Origin of the sequence: Amycolatopsis sp. NPDC088138, from assembly GCF_044741685.1 — a bacterium.
In the GTDB taxonomy this organism is placed as follows: Bacteria; Actinomycetota; Actinomycetes; order Mycobacteriales; family Pseudonocardiaceae; genus Amycolatopsis.
This window is the reverse complement of record NZ_JBIUTB010000008.1, coordinates 678726-693363: the sequence shown is the minus strand read 5'-3', so window position 1 is coordinate 693363 and position 14638 is coordinate 678726. Positions and strand designations below refer to the sequence as shown.

Below are 14638 nucleotides of genomic sequence, written 5' to 3'. Positions count from 1 at the left end.
ATCGCGCCACCACCGGGCGCCGGGAATCCAGCCACCCGCGCCCGCGTGGCAGCAGCAGCCGGGCAGCGGTCCTCCCGTGCAGTAGCACGCCGCGCGGCTGGTCCACCGGGGACACCGGCAGTCATGCGACCACCGCCGGGTGCCAGGCGTCCACATGGGACACCAAGGCTTCGGTCAGGCGCGCCAGCAGCTCCCGGCCTTCTTCCGCCGTCGCCGAAGTCGGGTCGCCCAGTACTCCGGTCGCCGTCACCGCGCGGACGCCGCCCTCGCGCAACAGCGGCAGCACCTCCCCCAGCGGCCGCCGGTCCCCCGGCTCCGCGCGGTCCATCCGCACCGCGTCCGGCCGCAACGCCAGCTGCAGGGCCGTTTCCGGCCGTCCGGCGTGCGGATCTCCCGGCCAGCGCGGCTGGAACACCTCGACGTCACGCGACTCGGCCCGCAGCCGGGCGACCGCCCGCGCGACCGGAGCCGTGTTGCCGCCGTGGGCCGAGACGAACAGCAGGCAGCTGAACGTCTCCGCGGCCGAGCGGCCCAGCTCCACCAGCAGCAGCTCGGTCGTCTCCTGGCCGATCGACAGCGTCCCGGCGAAGCCCGCGTGCTCGCCGCTGGAGCCGTACGCCACCGGGGGCGCCACCAGCACATCCGGGCGGGCCGCGGCGAGTCCGGCGCACAGGGCCGAAGCGATGTCCGTGTCGGTGGTCAGCGGCAGGTGCGGGCCGTGCTGCTCGGTCGCGCCGACCGGGACCGCGAGGATCGCCCCGGCCGCCGCGCGCTCGGCGACGTCCGGCGAGGACAATTCCGCGAGTCGCATCACCAGCTCCTTTTCGGCACCCTGTGACGAATATCAGGCAGAGTAATGTCACGCGGTGTCAGAAACAAGTCTCACGAAGGAACCGCACTCGGATGACCGAACAGACCCCCGTCGCCCGCCGCGGCCGTCCGCCGGGCACCAGCGCCCGTGAGCTGGAGGTCATCGCCCTGCGCCTGTTCACCGAACGGGGGTTCCACGAGACGACCGTCGACGAGATCGCCGCGACCGCCGGGGTCAGCCGCCGCACGTTCTTCCGGTACTACGACGCCAAGTCCGACGTCCTGTGGAACGAGTTCGACAACGAGGTCGGGACGATCCGCAAGCTGCTCGCCGACGCGCCCGCGGACCTGCCCGTGATGGACGCCGTCCGCGAGGCGGTGCTGGCCGCGAACCACTACCGCGCCGAGGACGTCCCCGAGCTGCGGATGCGGATGAGCCTGCTCAGCTCGGTGCCCGAGCTGGCCGCGAGCGCGACGATCCACTACGACGCGTGGGAACGCGCGGTCAGCGCCTACGTCGGCGCGCGCACCGGCCAGCCCGCGGACTCGCTGTACCCGCTGGCCGTGGGCCGGGCGGTGCTGGCGGCGTGCCGCGCGGCCTACGAACGCTGGTCGGCCCGGGCCGACGCCGACCTGACCGTCTACCTGGACGCGGCCCTGCGGGCCCTGACCGCGGGATTCGCCGACGCCGCGCTCACGGCCGAACCGTCGCCGGAAAGCTGAGGGGTCACTTGCCGGTGAGGATGTCGAACGCTTGCCGGCGGTGGGTGGCGAACAGCTCCAGCGCCGCCTCGCGCTCACCGGCGCGTAGCGCGGCGGCCAGCTGCCGGTGCTCCTCCGGGATCGCGGCGAGGTAACCGTCGGCCTCGACGCCGACACGCGTCAGCAGGAACAGGTGCACCTGGGAGCGGATGGCCTGCCACGCCTCCAGGAGACGCCGGTGGCCCGCGGCCGCGTACACGGCGTCGTGGAAGTCGATGTCGCAGCGCACCATCTCGTGCTCGCCCGCCGCGCGCGCCATCCGGGCGACGGCCGCGTCGACGTCCGCGAGCCCCTCTTCCGGAGCGCGGTCGATCACCAGAGCGACGGCGAGCTGTTCGAGGGCCGCGCGCAGCGTGTCCAGCTCGGCGACGTCCTGGTCCGACAGGCTCGTCACGGTGGCGCCGCGGTGCCATTCACTGCGCGCCAAGCCTTCCCGCTCGAGCCGCAGCAGAGCTTCCCGCACCGGCCCGCGGCTGACCCCGAGCGCGGCGGACAGCTCGACCTCGCGCAGCTGGCTGCCGGGCGGGTAGGCCCCGTCGAAGATGGCGTCCCGGATCCGGTCGGCGACCTCGTCGGCCAGCCCCCGGCGCCGCGCGGGCACCACCCGGCCGGGTTCGCTCATCGCTGTCCCTCCTCCAGGATTGTCCCCAAGTTAACATCGTCCGCCCCGCCGATTCCGCCAGTACGCCAGTACGCCACCGAACCACGGCGTCCGGCCCTGCCGAGGGCGCACTGGCTCGGCTGAGCCGTCAAAGATCCGACGCGCCCCGGAACGCCCGGTCCAGCATGACGACGACGGTCAGGCCCAACAGCCAGCCCAGCACGAAGCCCGCGATCAACGGCCACGGCGCCGGCTGCCGCCACCAGCGGTAACCCGCGGACAGCGCCGCGGCGGCGAGGCCGAGGAAGCCGACCCCCTCGAACGCCAGCCGGGTCGGGTGCGCGAAGTTCCAGCCGGTGACGCTGAACCAGCCGCGCGTGGCCGGCGCTGCCAGCGCCGAGGTGCGCCACGACTCCCACCGAACGTGGCCGGCCAACCGCTCGGCCAGCGACTCGCACAGGTAACGCCGGATCAGCTTGATGTGGAAGTCGTGCAGCAGGTACCGGCTGCCGAGCAGGTACGAGGCGAACGGGATGAGCAGCACCAGCGCGAAGTTCGCCGTGGAGATCGCAACGCTGGCGATCGCGCCGGCGGAGGCCAGCTGCAGGGCGAACACGTTCCACTGCACGGTCGCGCGCCGCTCGACCTCGGTGCGGAGGGCGCCGTACTCGGCGAGCAGGATCTGCGTGCGGACGGCCGGATCGTCGTCGCCGGGCTGGGCCATGCCACCAGGATCCCAGATGCGCCAGGATCGGCGGGTGTCCTCCGGAAACGATCGGGAAACGCGCTCCCGGCTGAACGTGCTGGCCACCAGCTGGACGCCGCGCAGAACGCCTGGGCCGACGACCCGCTCGGCGAGGGCGCCGGGTACGCCGCGTTCGCCCGGCAGAACACCGCGATCGCCGAGGCGATGCGGGACACGCTCCGCAGGATCCTCACGGCCGCCGGCTTCGACGTGGCCGACAGCGGCAACGACTACCCACCGCACGACCTCCTGGTCACCCGCCGCGCGGAGGGCTCCCCCATGGGCGGCCCGGGGCGGCGCCGATCTGCACCGTCGCCAGGAGAAGATGGTCGCTGCCTGGAGCAGGCGGAACTAGAGCGCGTCGCGGGCCGGCCGCCGTCACGGCCCGTCATCACGCGTCACGCGGCCCCGCCGTCCCCCGGTCACGGGACGTGCCCGCAGCCGTCCCCCAGCCGGCTGCGGGCCGTCCCGCCCAGCAGAACGTGCCAGCGGCGGGCGAGCGGGGCAACCGGCTCGAAAACGTTTCGCACCTGGCCGAAACGTCGTGTGACGTACAACCCCGGCCTCCCCCGCCGAAACCGGCTCCGACCAGCGCTACTCTCCCTTCGAAAGGGGTGCGCCCGGCATGTTGGAAATTCACTTCACGGACGCGGACCTGGCGAAGCTGACCATCGCCGAGGACGCCGACCCGATGTGGGAGCTGCTGATGAGCAGCTACCGGATCCGGCGACCCGAGGGCGAGCCCTTCTTCGGCCGGTGGCGGCGGGGGTCACGCTCCGCGGTCCCCGAGTCGGGGCGGCTGCTCATGACGGCCGTCCCGCCGTACGGGTACTGCCCGGACTTCCTCACCCCGCCCGGCGCCGGCACGGTCGGCGACGGGATCGCGGCGGTGCTCGAAACCCCGCAGCGGATCCTGGCCGCCGACGTCGCCGAGCTCGCCGCGCAGGGCACCCGCGTCCCGCCGTGGCTGCGCCGTGTCGGCGACGGTGACACGCGCGAGCTGCGCCGGCTGGGCACGGCCCTGCACGACTACTACCGGCAGTGCCTCGCCCCCGACTGGCCGGCGATCCGCCGCACCGTGGCCCGCGACCGCCGCCGGCTGCAGTCGAGCCTCGACCGCGGCGGGCCCCAGCTGCTGCTCTCGACCCTGCACCCGGACATCACGTGGAGCCCGCCGGTGCTGCGGGTGCGTTTCCCGGTCGAGCAGACGCTCCACCTCGGCGGCCGCGGGCTGCGCCTGCTCCCGACGTTCTTCGCCCACGGCATGCCGACGGCGTACAAGGACCCCGGGCTGCCGCCGGTGCTCGTCTACTCGATCGGCCACACGAGCCTGGACAGCGACGCCGAACCCGGCCCGTCGCTGGCCGCGCTGCTCGGCCAGACCCGCGCCCGTGTCCTCATGACGGTGGCGATCACCCGTTGCAACACGAGCGAGCTCGCGGAGCTGACGGACATCTCGCTGGCCACGGCGAGCCAGCACGCGTCGATCCTGCGGGCCAGCGGGCTGATCACCAGCGCGCGGGTCGGCAAGTCGCAGATCCACGAGATCACGCCGCTGGGGCTGGGCGTGATCCGCGCGAGCTGACCCCTTACGCGTACCGCGGCGGGGGGAACACGCGGGTGAAGGTGTCCAGCAGCTCGCGCCGCCCCGCCAGCTCGACCAGGCCGCACTTGATGGCCTGCATGAGGTTCCGGTAGGACGGCAGCTCGTCGACCACCGGAACGGTCAGCACGAGGTCGGCGGCACCGGGGGCCGGGCCGGGGCCGGCGTCGAGCTTGCCGTCGGTGACGACGGCGTACACGACCATGCCGGGGGCACGGATCTCCCAGGACGCGGTGAGCCCCGCCGCGGCCGCCTCGTCGAACACCGCCCGCAGGGTCATGGTCACCGACTCCGGGGTGACGATCTCACCCGGCCGCGGGTCGCCCAGCTGGGTGGCGCCCCAGCGGCCGAGGGCGAGGACGGCCGGTTCGAGCTCGTGGCCGGCGGCGGTCAGGGTGTAGCGCACCCCGCGCTCCGGCGCGGGCGCGACCTGGCGCTCGACGATGCCCGCCTGCTCGAGCTCCTTGAGCCGGGTGGACAGCACGTTCGTGGGGATGCCCGGCAGTCCTTCGAGCAGGTCGGTGTAGCGGCGCGGGCGCACCGAGAGGTCGCGGACGATCAGCAGCGCCCAGCGCTCCCCCACCAGCTCCAGTGCCCGGGCGAGACCGCAGTACTGGCCGAACTCACGTCGCTTCACGCGTCTAATGTAGCAAACTTCATCCAACGAAGCTTACTTGCAATAATGAAGCGCCGTGGTTATGTTGGCTGTCATGACGGCGGAACTCCTCGAACTCGTGCACGACGCCCACGGCGGGCCGGCCCGGTGGCGGCAGCTCACACGGCTGGGATTCACCGCCTCGGCGGCCGGGATCCTCCCCTGGCCCCGCCCGGACTTCCTGGCGGACACGGGCGGAACCCTCGACCCGCACGCGCAGCGTGTGGAGTTCCGGCCGTTCGGGGCGCCGGACCGCCGCGCCCGGTACACCCCCGGCCGGGTCGAGATCCTCGACGCCGGCGGCACCGTGCTCGCCGCCCGGGACGAACCCCGGCGGGCGTTCGACGGTCACCCGCCGGGCCGGCTCTGGGACGAGCTGCAAGCTGCGTACTTCGCCGGCTACGCGTTCTGGACCTACCTGACCATCCCGTTCCTGCTGGCCTGGGACGGCGTCGGAACCGCCGAAATCGAGCCGTGGCGGGAAAACGGCGAGACCTGGCGACGGCTGCGCGTCGAGTTCCCCGGCACCGTCACGACCCACAACCGCGTGCAGACCCTCTACTTCGGAGCCGACGACCACCTGCTGCGCCGGCACGACTACAGCCCCGACATCCTCGGGAACCCGTTGACGGCCCACTACACCGGCGGCTACCGCACGTTCGACGGGTTCACGTTCCCGACCCGGCGGTACATGGTGCGCCGGGAACCGGACGGCACCACCTCCGGCGGGCCCCTCATCACCCTCGACCTCCACTCCGTGACCACCACCAGCGAAGGAGCGCTCCCGTGAGCGTCCGAGAGAAAACCCTTCCCCACAGCGAGCCCGGCACCAGGAAGCGCTTTCCCCGCGTGTCCCGCGCCACCGGCTTCGCGGGCGTCTCCGCGGCGATGGTGGCGATCCTCGTCGCCGCCGGCGCACCGACCCCGCTGCTGCCGATCTACGAGAAGGAGTGGGGCTTCGCCCCTTGGCTCCTGACGCTAGCGTTCGGCGTCTACGCGCTCGCGTTGCTGGTCGCGATCCTCGTGATCGGGTCGCTGTCCGACCACATCGGACGGCGGCCGCTGATGATCGGCGCGCTCGGGCTCGAGCTGGTCGCGATGCTGGTGTTCCTCTTCTCGCCTTCGATCGGCTGGCTGATCGTCGCCCGCGTCATCCAGGGCATCGCCACCGGCGCGGCGTCGAGCACGCTCAGCGCGGCCGTCGTCGAACTGGCGCCCGAGCGGCACAAGAAGCTGGGCGCGCTCATGACCGGTATGGCGCCACTGGCGGGCCTCGGCATTGGCGCACTCTTCGCCGGCCTGCTCGCCCAGTTCGTCTCCGGCGCCGCTTTCGCGGTGTGGCTCGTCCTCGTGGTGGTCATGGCGCTCGGGACGCTCTTCACGGCGTTCACGCCGGAGACGTCCACCCGCAAGCCGGGCGCGCTCGCCTCCCTCGTCCCGCGGGTTTCCGTGCCGGCCCAGGTGCGCACGCTCTTCGTGTCGACGCTGCCGGGGACGATCAGCGCGTTCATGACCATGGCGCTGTTCCTCGGCCTGGTCCCGATCGTGCTGGCGTCGGTGTTCGCCGTGAAGAACCCGCTCGTCGGCGCGCTGGCCGCGTTCGTCACGTTCGGCGCCGGGACCGTGGTCTCCGCGGTGACCGGTGCCGTGCGCCCGCACCGCCTGCGGGTGCTCGGATCCGGCGCGATGACGATCGGCGCGGTCCTGTTCGTCGGGAGCGTCGGTGCCGGGGCGCTGCCGCTCGTCTGGGCCGCCGCAGTGCTCGGCGGCGCGGGCCTCGGCGCGTCGTTCGCCGGCACCACCCGCGGGCTCGTGCCCGAGGTGAAACCGCACGAACGCGCCGGGCTGTTCGCCGCGATCTACCTCGTCGCCTACCTCGCGATGGGCCTCTCCGCGATCGTCGCGGGCCTGTTCGTCGACGTGGTCGGCGTGAGGGCCGTGGCGGCGGGCTTCGGCGTCGTCCTCGCGATCGCTGCCCTGGCCGGCGTGGTCGCCACCACCCGCAGGGCCTAGAACCTTCCCCAGAAAGGAAAAGAAGATGACATCCCTGAAGGACGCGACCGTCTTCGTGACGGGCGCCAACGGCGGGCTCGGCACCGAGTTCGTCAAGACCGCCCTCGACCGCGGCGCCCGCCGCGTGTACGCCGCGGCACGGTCCACCCAGGACTGGGACGACAAGCGTGTTGTGCCAGTGCGGCTGGACGTGACCGACCCGGCGTCCATCGACCGGGCCGCGGAGCTGGCCGGCGACACCACGATCCTGGTGAACAACGCGGCGATCTTCCCGCGCGGTGACCTGCTGACCGCGCCGCTCGGCGACATCACGGCGAACCTCGAGACCAACCTGATGGGCCCGATCCGGCTGACCCGTGCGTTCGCGCCCGCGCTCCGCTCGGCCAAGGGCGCGCTGGTCAACGTCGGTTCGGTGCTCAGCTGGTTCGCCGTCGGGAAGGCGCACAGCGTCTCGAAGGCGGGCCTGTGGATGGCGACGAACGCGCTGCGGCTCGAACTGGCACCCGACGGCGTCCAGGTGCTCGGCGCCTACCCCGGCCCGACCGACACGCCGATGCAGCCGGGCAGCGACCGGGCCGGGATGAACAAGCCGGCCGACGTCGTCGCCGCCGTCTTCGACGCCCTCGAAGCGGGCGAGCTCGAGGTGCTGACCGACGAGATGACCAGGAAGGTGCACGCCGGGATCTCCCAGCCCGTCACGGCCCTCTACCCCGCTCTCGCCTGATCCCCGCGGGCCCGGTGTTCGCACCGGGCCCGCCCCGGCTTCCGGAAGGAATCTCGTGCTGGACGCTCTTCTCGACGGCAACCGGAAGTTCGCCGCGACCCGCTTCCGCGGCGACCTCACCATGCGGCCGAGCCGCACCACGATCGTCATCGGCTGTCTCGACCCGCGGGTCGACCCGGCCGTCGTCCTCGGCGCCGAGCAGGGGCAGCTCGTGGTGCTGCGCAACGTCGGCGGGCGCGTCACCCCGCACCTGCTGGAGGAGCTGGTGCTGCTCCGCCAGGTGGCGCGCGGCGCGGGCGGGGACATCGGCGCCGGGTGGGAGGTCGTCGTCCTGCACCACACCCAGTGCGGCATCACCCTGATCCAGGACCGGCCCGAGCTGCTCGCCCCGTACTTCGGGCTCGACGAGCGGGACCTTCCGGGCGTCTCCGTCGGCGATCCGCGGGCGGCCGTCACCCACGACGTCGCCGTGCTGCGCGGGGAAACCCGGCTTGCGGGCATCCACGTGTCCGGCCTCGTCTACGACGTCACCACCGGGCTGGTCCAGCCGGTCATCTGAGGCTTTCTTGCATCCGGACCCCTTGACTTGACGTTTTCCTGCACGCAGGATGCGTTCTGTGCAGAACGAAGTCAAGACGACCGAGCTGGACCGGCGCATCGTCGGTGCCCTGCAGCTGAACGGGCGGGCCTCCTGGGGTGCCGTCGCGCGGCACGTGGGCGCGAGCGAATCCACCGTGCTGCGCCGCGCCGCGCAGCTCACCGAGACCCGGCAGCTGCGGGTGATCGCGGTGCTCGACGTGCTGCGGTGCGGGCTCGGCGTGCCCGTGCTCGCCCGGCTGCGGTGCCGGCCCGGGACGGCGGCCGGGGTCGCCGAAGCGCTCGCCGCGCGGCCCGAGGTGCGGTACGCGACCGTGCTGGCCGGCAGCGCCGACTGCTCGGCCGAGTTCGTGCTGCCCTCCTACGGCGACATCGCGCGGCTGCAGCGTGCCGGGTTCCCGGCCGCCGGCGACGTCCACGACGTCGAGACGTTCGCGGTGATGCGCACCTTCACCTCCAACCACGACTGGGACTCCGGCGAGCTGAGCCCGGAAGCCGCCGCCGACCTGCGCGGCGGTGACGTGCGGCCGTTCGAGGAGCAGCACTGGGAGCGCCCGCCCGAGCAGCTCGACGAGCTGGACCTGGCCATCTGCGCGGCCCTCGGCGAGGACGGCCGGCTGCCGTTCAAGGAGGTTTCACGGCAGGTCGGCACCAGCGAGTCCACTGTGGCCCGCCGGGTCGACTCCCTCGTGCGCCGGGGCTGCCTGCGCTTCCGCACCCTGGCCGAGCCCGCGATGTTCGGGTACGCGCTGGAGTTCATGCTCTGGCTTTCGGTCGTCCCCGGCGAGCTCGACCGCGCCGGGCAGCAGCTCGCCGCGCACCCCGGCACCAAGTACCTCTCGGCCACCACCGGCCGGTTCAACCTGGTGGGCCAGATCGTTTTGCGCCACTACGGCGAGCTTTACCGCCACACCACCGACGTCGTCGGCGCGCTGCCCGGGCTCCGGGAGGCCGACGTGACCCTGCAGGTTTCGACGCTCAAGCGCGCGTGGGCCCCGACCCCCGCCGCCAGCTTGGAGGACGCATGACCGAACAACCCTGGCTGTGGGACGAAAAGACGTGGCGCGGGCACGTCGAGCACGTCCGGGCGGGACGCTCGCTGCGTCCCGAGTCGTGGCCCGGCGGCGCGAAGGTCGCCGTGGCGCTGTCGTTCGACTCCGACCACGAGACGCCCGCGCTGCGCGACGGCGACGTGCTGCCCGGCAAGATGGCCCAGGGTGAGTACGGCGCCCGCGTCGGTGTGCCGCGGCTGCTGCGGTTGCTCGAACGCTACTCCGCACCGTCGTCCTTCTTCGTGCCCGCCGTGTCGGCACTCCTGCACGACGGCGAAGTCAAGTCCTATGTGGACAATGGGCACGAAGTTGCGCTACACGGCTGGATCCACGAACGCAACACGGCGTTGTCCGAGACCGAAGAGCGCGACCTGGCCTTCCGCGCGGCCGACGTCCTGGAGCGGCTCGCGGGCACCCGGCCGGTCGGCATCCGGACGCCGTCGTGGGACTTCTCCGCGCACACCCTGGCGATCACCCGCGAACTCGGGCTCGAGTACGACTCGTCGCTGATGGCCGACGATGACTGCTACGAGCTGCTCGAGCACGGCGAGCCCACCGGCGTCGTCGAACTGCCGGTGGAGTGGATTCGCGACGACGCGCCGTATTTCATGATGGACCGCTTCGCGTCGCTGCGGCCCTACACACCCCCGCGCGGGGTGCTCTCGATCTGGCGTGACGAGTTCGACGCGGCCTACGCCGACGGCGGCCTGTTCCAGCTCACCATGCACCCGCACATCATCGGGCACCGCTCGCGGATCGCGATCCTCACCGAGCTGCTCGACCACATCAGCGGCCACGACGGTGTCTGGTTCGCCACGCACGCCCAGGTCGTCGGCCACGTCCTCGGGGAGCGGCCATGACCACCGTCTCGTCCACTTCGGACGTCTCCCACCGGCTGACCGCGAACCAACGCAAGGCGATCGTCGCGGGCGCCGTCGGCAACACCGTGGAATGGGTCGACTGGGCCGTCTACGCGACGTTCGCCCCGGTGTTCGCCGGCCAGTTCTTCGCCGGGGGCAACGACACCGCGGCGCTGCTGTCCACTTTGGCCGTGTTCGCGGTCGGGTTCGTCATGCGGCCCATCGGCGGCGCGGTGCTCGGCGCGTACGCCGACCGTCGCGGCCGCAAGAAGGGCCTCACGCTCACCATCTCGCTGATGGCCGGGGCGTCGATCGTGATCGCGCTGTGCCCGACGTACACCCAGATCGGCGTGCTGGCGCCGCTCGTGCTGCTGCTGGCCCGGCTGGTGCAGGGCTTCTCCGCGGGCGGCGAGTTCGGCTCGTCGTCGGCGTTCCTCATCGAGTCGGCCGCCGCCGGGCGGCGCGCGTTCGCCGGGTCCTGGCAGCAGGTCTCGGTCGGCCTCGGCTCGCTGCTCGCGGCGTTGATGGGCACCATCCTCAACTCGACGCTGTCCGACGCCGACCTGCACGGCTGGGGCTGGCGGCTCGCGTTCGGCGTCGCCGGGCTGCTCGGTCTCGTCGGCCTGTGGCTGCGTCAGTCGGTGCACGAGACGGAGGCGTTCACCAAGGTCGCCGCGCAGCCGCGGCGGCGCAACCCGGTGGTCGCGATGGTCCGCGACCACCCGGGTGCCGCGCTGCGCGTCGCCGGCGTGACCATCGCGGGAACGCTGATCTACTACGTGTGGGTCACGTACATGCCGACCTACGCGCACCTGTCGACCGGCATCCCGCTCAAGACGGCGCTGCTGGCCAACACGCTCGCCATGGTCGTGTTCATCGTGCTGCTGCCGTTCGGCGGCCTGCTGTCGGACCGGCTCGGGCGCAAGCCGACGATGACGGCGTTCGCCGCCGGGTTCGTGGTGTTCGCCTGGCCCGCGTTCCACTTCCTGTCTAACGGGTTCTGGAGCGTGTTCGTCATCGAGCTGATCGGGCTCGTGCTGATCGTCGGGTACTCCGCCAACTGCGCGGTGATCATGGCCGAGCAGTTCCCGGCCGAGGTGCGCACCACCGGGATCGGGCTGCCGTACGCACTGGCCGTGGCGATCTTCGGCGGGACCGCGCCGTACGTCACGACCTGGCTCAACGCGAACCACCTCGGCAACCTGGTGTGGGTCTACGTCGCGGCCGCCGCCGTGGTCGGCGTCGCGGTGTACCTCACGATGCCCGAGACGAAGGGGAAGGAGCTGTAGTGCGCAACGTGCTCGTCACCGGCGCCGGCGGGGGGATCGGCGCCGCGATCGCCGACCGGTTCGCCGCCGCCGGCGATCGGTTAGTGCTGGCCGACCTGCGCCTCGTCGAACTGTCCACAGTGGCCGGACGGCTGCGCGCGGACCACGGCGTCGAGGTCGTCGAACTGCCCGGGGATCTCGCGGACGCGGACCACGCGTCCCAGCTCGTGACTCGGGCGGGCGCGGTGGACGTCCTGGTCAACGCCGCGGGCATCTACCCCGCCACACCGCTGCTGGAGATGACGGCGGCGACGTGGGACCGGGTCCAGGACGTGAACGTGCGCGCCGCGCTGCTGACGACTGTCGCGTTCGGACGCGCCGGGCGGCCCGGCGCCGTGGTCAACATCTCCTCCGGCGCGGCGACCCGTGCGCGGCCGGGTGCGGCGCACTACGCGACGTCGAAGGCCGCGCTGGAGATGCTGACCAAGGCGTGCGCGGTCGAGCTGGGCGGGCTCGGCATTCGCGTTAACGCCGTCAGCCCCGGCTTCGTCACCGTGGACAGCGACGCGAACCCGGTCACCGAGGAGTACGCGGCGGCGGTGTCGGTGAACCCGCTCGGCCGTCGCGGGGAACCCCGCGAGATCGCCGACGCCGTGTTCTGGCTCGCCGGACCCGAGGCGGGCTGGATCACCGGCGCGATCCTGCGCGTCGACGGCGGCTCCACCGCGGGCGCGGCGGGGCTGCCCCTGCACTGGGCCGGCGGCACCGCCGTCCAAAACGGAGAGGAAGCACATGCCTGACCGGCGTTCGTACACCGTGGTCGGCGGCGGCGCGATCGGCGGCACGCTCGCCTTCCACCTCGCCCGCGCGGGCCACGCCGTGTCCATTGTGGACACGGACGCCGCGCACGTGGCCGCGATCACGGACCGTGGCCTCACCCTGCGCCGCCCCGGTGGCGACGAGACGGTCGACCTGCCCGCCTTCGTGCCGGACGCCGCTCCCCCGGTGCTGGGCCGCGTGCTGCTCGCCGTCAAGGCCCAGGCGACCGAGACCGTGCTGCAGTGGCTGGAGCCGCGGCTCGCGCGCGACGGGTTCGTCGTCTCCCTGCAGAACGGGCTGAACGAGGCGCTGATCGCGTCCTACGTCGGCGCGGAACGGACGGTCGGCGCGTTCGTGAACCTGTTCGCCGACGTCGCCGAACCCGGCGTGGTGCGGGACGGCGGCCAGGGCGCGCTGGTCGTCGGCGAGCCGGACGGGCGGATCAGCGACCGCGTCAAGGAGGTCGTCGCCGACCTGCAGGCCTGGGGCCCGGCCAAGGCGACGGCGAACGTCGAGGGCTACCTGTGGGCGAAGCTCGGCTTCGGCGCGATGCTGACGACGACGGCGCTGGCCGACGCGCCGATGGCCGACCTGATCGACCGGCACCGCCCGCTGATGCACGCGCTCACCGCCGAGGTGCTCACGGCTGCCGGCGACCGGACGCTGGAGGCGTTCGACCAGTTCGACCCGGCGGCCTACCTGCCCGGCGCGTCCGGGCGCGAGGAGGCGACCGACCGGCTGGTCGCGTGGCTGCGGACCCAGCCGAAGGACCGCAGCGGCATCTGGCGCGACATCGCCGTCCGGCACCGGCCGGTCGAGGTGTACCACCACTACGCGCCCGTACTGGCGGAAGCGGACGTACCGTTGCTGTGGGCGATGCTGGCGCGGCTGCGGGACGTCGAGTCCGGCGCCGCGGCGATGTCGGAAGATCACCTGAGCGAACTGGAGCGAAGCCTGTGATCCGGGAGTTGCACGAGTGGGTGCGGGCGCACCGCGACGAGCTGCTGGCCGACGTCGCCGCGTACGTCGGCATCGAAACCCCCAGTGACGACAAGGAATGCCTCGCACGCGGACTGTCCTGGGTGGACGGCTGGCTGCGCGAACGCCTGGGCGCGCCCGCGTCGGTGCGCGACGTCGACGGCGGCGTGCACGGCGACATCAAGGTCTACGACTTCGCCGGCGCCGGCCCGCCGGTCCTGATCCTGGCCCACTACGACACGGTGTGGCCGCTCGGCACCCTCTCCGGCTGGCCGTTCACCGTGGACGGCGACCGCGCGACCGGCCCGGGGATCTTCGACATGAAGTCGGGCCTGGTCCACGCGGTGTGGGCACTGCGCGCGCTGGACGCGGCCGGCCTCCCCCGCCCGGCCGTCCGGCTGGTCCTGAACGGCGACGAGGAGATCGGCAGCCCGGCGTCCCGCCCGGTGATCGAGGAAGCCGCGACGGGCACGAGCGCGACCCTGGTGTTCGAGGCGAGCGCGGCCGGCGCGGTGAAGACCGCACGCAAGGGCGTGGGCCTGTTCCGCGTGCGCGCCACCGGCGTCGAGTCCCACGCCGGGCTCGATCCGACCAAGGGCGCGAGCGCGATCGACGAGCTGGCCCGCGCGATCCTGGCCCTGCACGGCCTGTCCGACCCGGCCGCCGGCACGACGGTCAACGTCGGCGTCATCACGGGCGGGACCAGGCAGAACGTGATCGCGGGAGCGGCATCGGGCGACATCGACGTCCGCGTGTCAAGCTCGGCCGAGGCAGCCCGCATCGACGCGGGCCTGGCCGCCCTGACGGCCCACGACCCGCGGGCGACGGTCACCGTGGAGGGCGGCTGGAACCGCCCGGTGATGGAACGTTCGGACGCGATCGCCGAGTTGTACGGCTTGGCCCGGTCTTCGGCGGCCGAGCTGGGCGTGACGTTGGAGGAGTGCTCGGTGGGCGGGGCCAGCGACGGCAACTTCGTGGCGGCGCTGGGCCACCCGGTACTGGACGGCTTCGGCGCGGTCGGTGACGGCGCGCACGCACGGCACGAGCACATCAGCGTGGCAGGGATGCTGGAGCGCACGGCGCTGGCGGCCGCGGTGCTGCACCGACTCGCGGGAAAGCCGTTGGCACCAGGCGGTAAGGCGGAATAGGCT

16 protein-coding genes are annotated in these 14638 nt (G+C 72.7%); 12 read left to right on the top strand and 4 right to left on the bottom strand.

Going from position 1 to position 14638, the window contains the following annotated elements; genetic code table 11:
- Positions 1-121 precede the first annotated feature (121 nt).
- On the bottom strand, positions 122-811 hold the full coding sequence (mftE, locus tag ACIOD2_RS43880) for a mycofactocin biosynthesis peptidyl-dipeptidase MftE (protein ID WP_400551458.1): 690 nt from the start codon (positions 809-811) through the stop codon (positions 122-124).
- Between the two features lie 92 nt (positions 812-903).
- Between mftE and mftR the strand changes: the two genes are divergently transcribed.
- Positions 904-1533, top strand: coding sequence for a mycofactocin system transcriptional regulator (gene mftR / locus ACIOD2_RS43875; protein WP_400551456.1), 630 nt, complete (start codon positions 904-906; stop codon positions 1531-1533).
- A 4-nt stretch (positions 1534-1537) separates the two neighbouring features.
- Here the strand turns inward: mftR and ACIOD2_RS43870 are convergent, their stop codons facing one another.
- Together ACIOD2_RS43870 and ACIOD2_RS43865 are read right to left on the bottom strand one after the other, a co-directional pair.
- On the bottom strand, positions 1538-2194 hold the full coding sequence (locus ACIOD2_RS43870) for a GntR family transcriptional regulator (RefSeq protein WP_400551454.1): 657 nt from the start codon (positions 2192-2194) through the stop codon (positions 1538-1540).
- Between the two features lie 127 nt (positions 2195-2321).
- Entirely contained in the window at positions 2322-2897 is a 576-nt protein-coding gene (locus ACIOD2_RS43865; protein WP_400551453.1) for a hypothetical protein, read from the bottom strand.
- A 646-nt stretch (positions 2898-3543) separates the two neighbouring features.
- Between ACIOD2_RS43865 and ACIOD2_RS43860 the strand changes: the two genes are divergently transcribed.
- Positions 3544-4503 (top strand): ArsR/SmtB family transcription factor, encoded by a 960-nt coding sequence (locus tag ACIOD2_RS43860; RefSeq protein WP_400551451.1) that lies wholly within the window; start codon positions 3544-3546, stop codon positions 4501-4503.
- A gap of 4 nt (positions 4504-4507) precedes the next feature.
- Here ACIOD2_RS43860 and ACIOD2_RS43855 read toward each other — a convergent pair whose 3' ends face one another.
- Positions 4508-5158 carry a winged helix-turn-helix transcriptional regulator gene (locus ACIOD2_RS43855; protein ID WP_400551449.1) on the bottom strand — a complete coding sequence of 217 codons (651 nt, stop codon included), beginning with the start codon at positions 5156-5158 and terminating at the stop codon, positions 4508-4510.
- Positions 5159-5231: 73 nt separating this feature from the next.
- Here ACIOD2_RS43855 and ACIOD2_RS43850 point away from each other — a divergent pair, with 73 nt between their 5' ends.
- The 10 genes from ACIOD2_RS43850 to ACIOD2_RS43805 are packed head-to-tail and all read left to right on the top strand — an operon-like array spanning position 5232 to position 14635.
- Positions 5232-5966: a hypothetical protein gene (locus tag ACIOD2_RS43850; protein WP_400551447.1), complete on the top strand. Its 735-nt coding sequence runs from the start codon at positions 5232-5234 to the stop codon at positions 5964-5966.
- Positions 5963-7189 carry an MFS transporter gene (locus tag ACIOD2_RS43845; RefSeq protein WP_400551445.1) on the top strand — a complete coding sequence of 409 codons (1227 nt, stop codon included), beginning with the start codon at positions 5963-5965 and terminating at the stop codon, positions 7187-7189. Before ACIOD2_RS43850 ends, ACIOD2_RS43845 begins: the two co-directional genes overlap by 4 nt.
- A 25-nt stretch (positions 7190-7214) precedes the next feature.
- Complete coding sequence (locus ACIOD2_RS43840; RefSeq protein WP_400551443.1) at positions 7215-7913, top strand: SDR family oxidoreductase; 699 nt, start codon at positions 7215-7217, stop codon at positions 7911-7913.
- A gap of 55 nt (positions 7914-7968) precedes the next feature.
- Positions 7969-8472, top strand: coding sequence for a carbonic anhydrase (locus tag ACIOD2_RS43835; protein ID WP_400551441.1), 504 nt, complete (start codon positions 7969-7971; stop codon positions 8470-8472).
- Positions 8473-8530: 58 nt separating this feature from the next.
- A complete protein-coding gene (locus ACIOD2_RS43830) occupies positions 8531-9538 on the top strand; it encodes an Lrp/AsnC family transcriptional regulator (RefSeq protein WP_400551440.1) in 1008 nt (335 codons plus the stop codon).
- Entirely contained in the window at positions 9535-10422 is an 888-nt protein-coding gene (locus tag ACIOD2_RS43825) for a polysaccharide deacetylase (protein ID WP_400551438.1), read from the top strand. Before ACIOD2_RS43830 ends, ACIOD2_RS43825 begins: the two co-directional genes overlap by 4 nt.
- Complete coding sequence (locus ACIOD2_RS43820) at positions 10419-11711, top strand: MFS transporter (protein WP_400551436.1); 1293 nt, start codon at positions 10419-10421, stop codon at positions 11709-11711. The genes ACIOD2_RS43825 and ACIOD2_RS43820 overlap by 4 nt, the downstream gene beginning before the upstream one ends.
- A complete protein-coding gene (locus tag ACIOD2_RS43815; RefSeq protein ID WP_400551435.1) occupies positions 11711-12490 on the top strand; it encodes an SDR family NAD(P)-dependent oxidoreductase in 780 nt (259 codons plus the stop codon). Before ACIOD2_RS43820 ends, ACIOD2_RS43815 begins: the two co-directional genes overlap by 1 nt.
- Positions 12483-13469, top strand: a complete 987-nt coding sequence (locus ACIOD2_RS43810; RefSeq protein WP_400551433.1) for a ketopantoate reductase family protein — start codon at positions 12483-12485, stop codon at positions 13467-13469. Before ACIOD2_RS43815 ends, ACIOD2_RS43810 begins: the two co-directional genes overlap by 8 nt.
- Positions 13466-14635 carry a M20 family metallopeptidase gene (locus ACIOD2_RS43805; RefSeq protein WP_400551431.1) on the top strand — a complete coding sequence of 390 codons (1170 nt, stop codon included), beginning with the start codon at positions 13466-13468 and terminating at the stop codon, positions 14633-14635. Before ACIOD2_RS43810 ends, ACIOD2_RS43805 begins: the two co-directional genes overlap by 4 nt.
- The last annotated feature ends 3 nt before the right edge of the window (positions 14636-14638 follow it).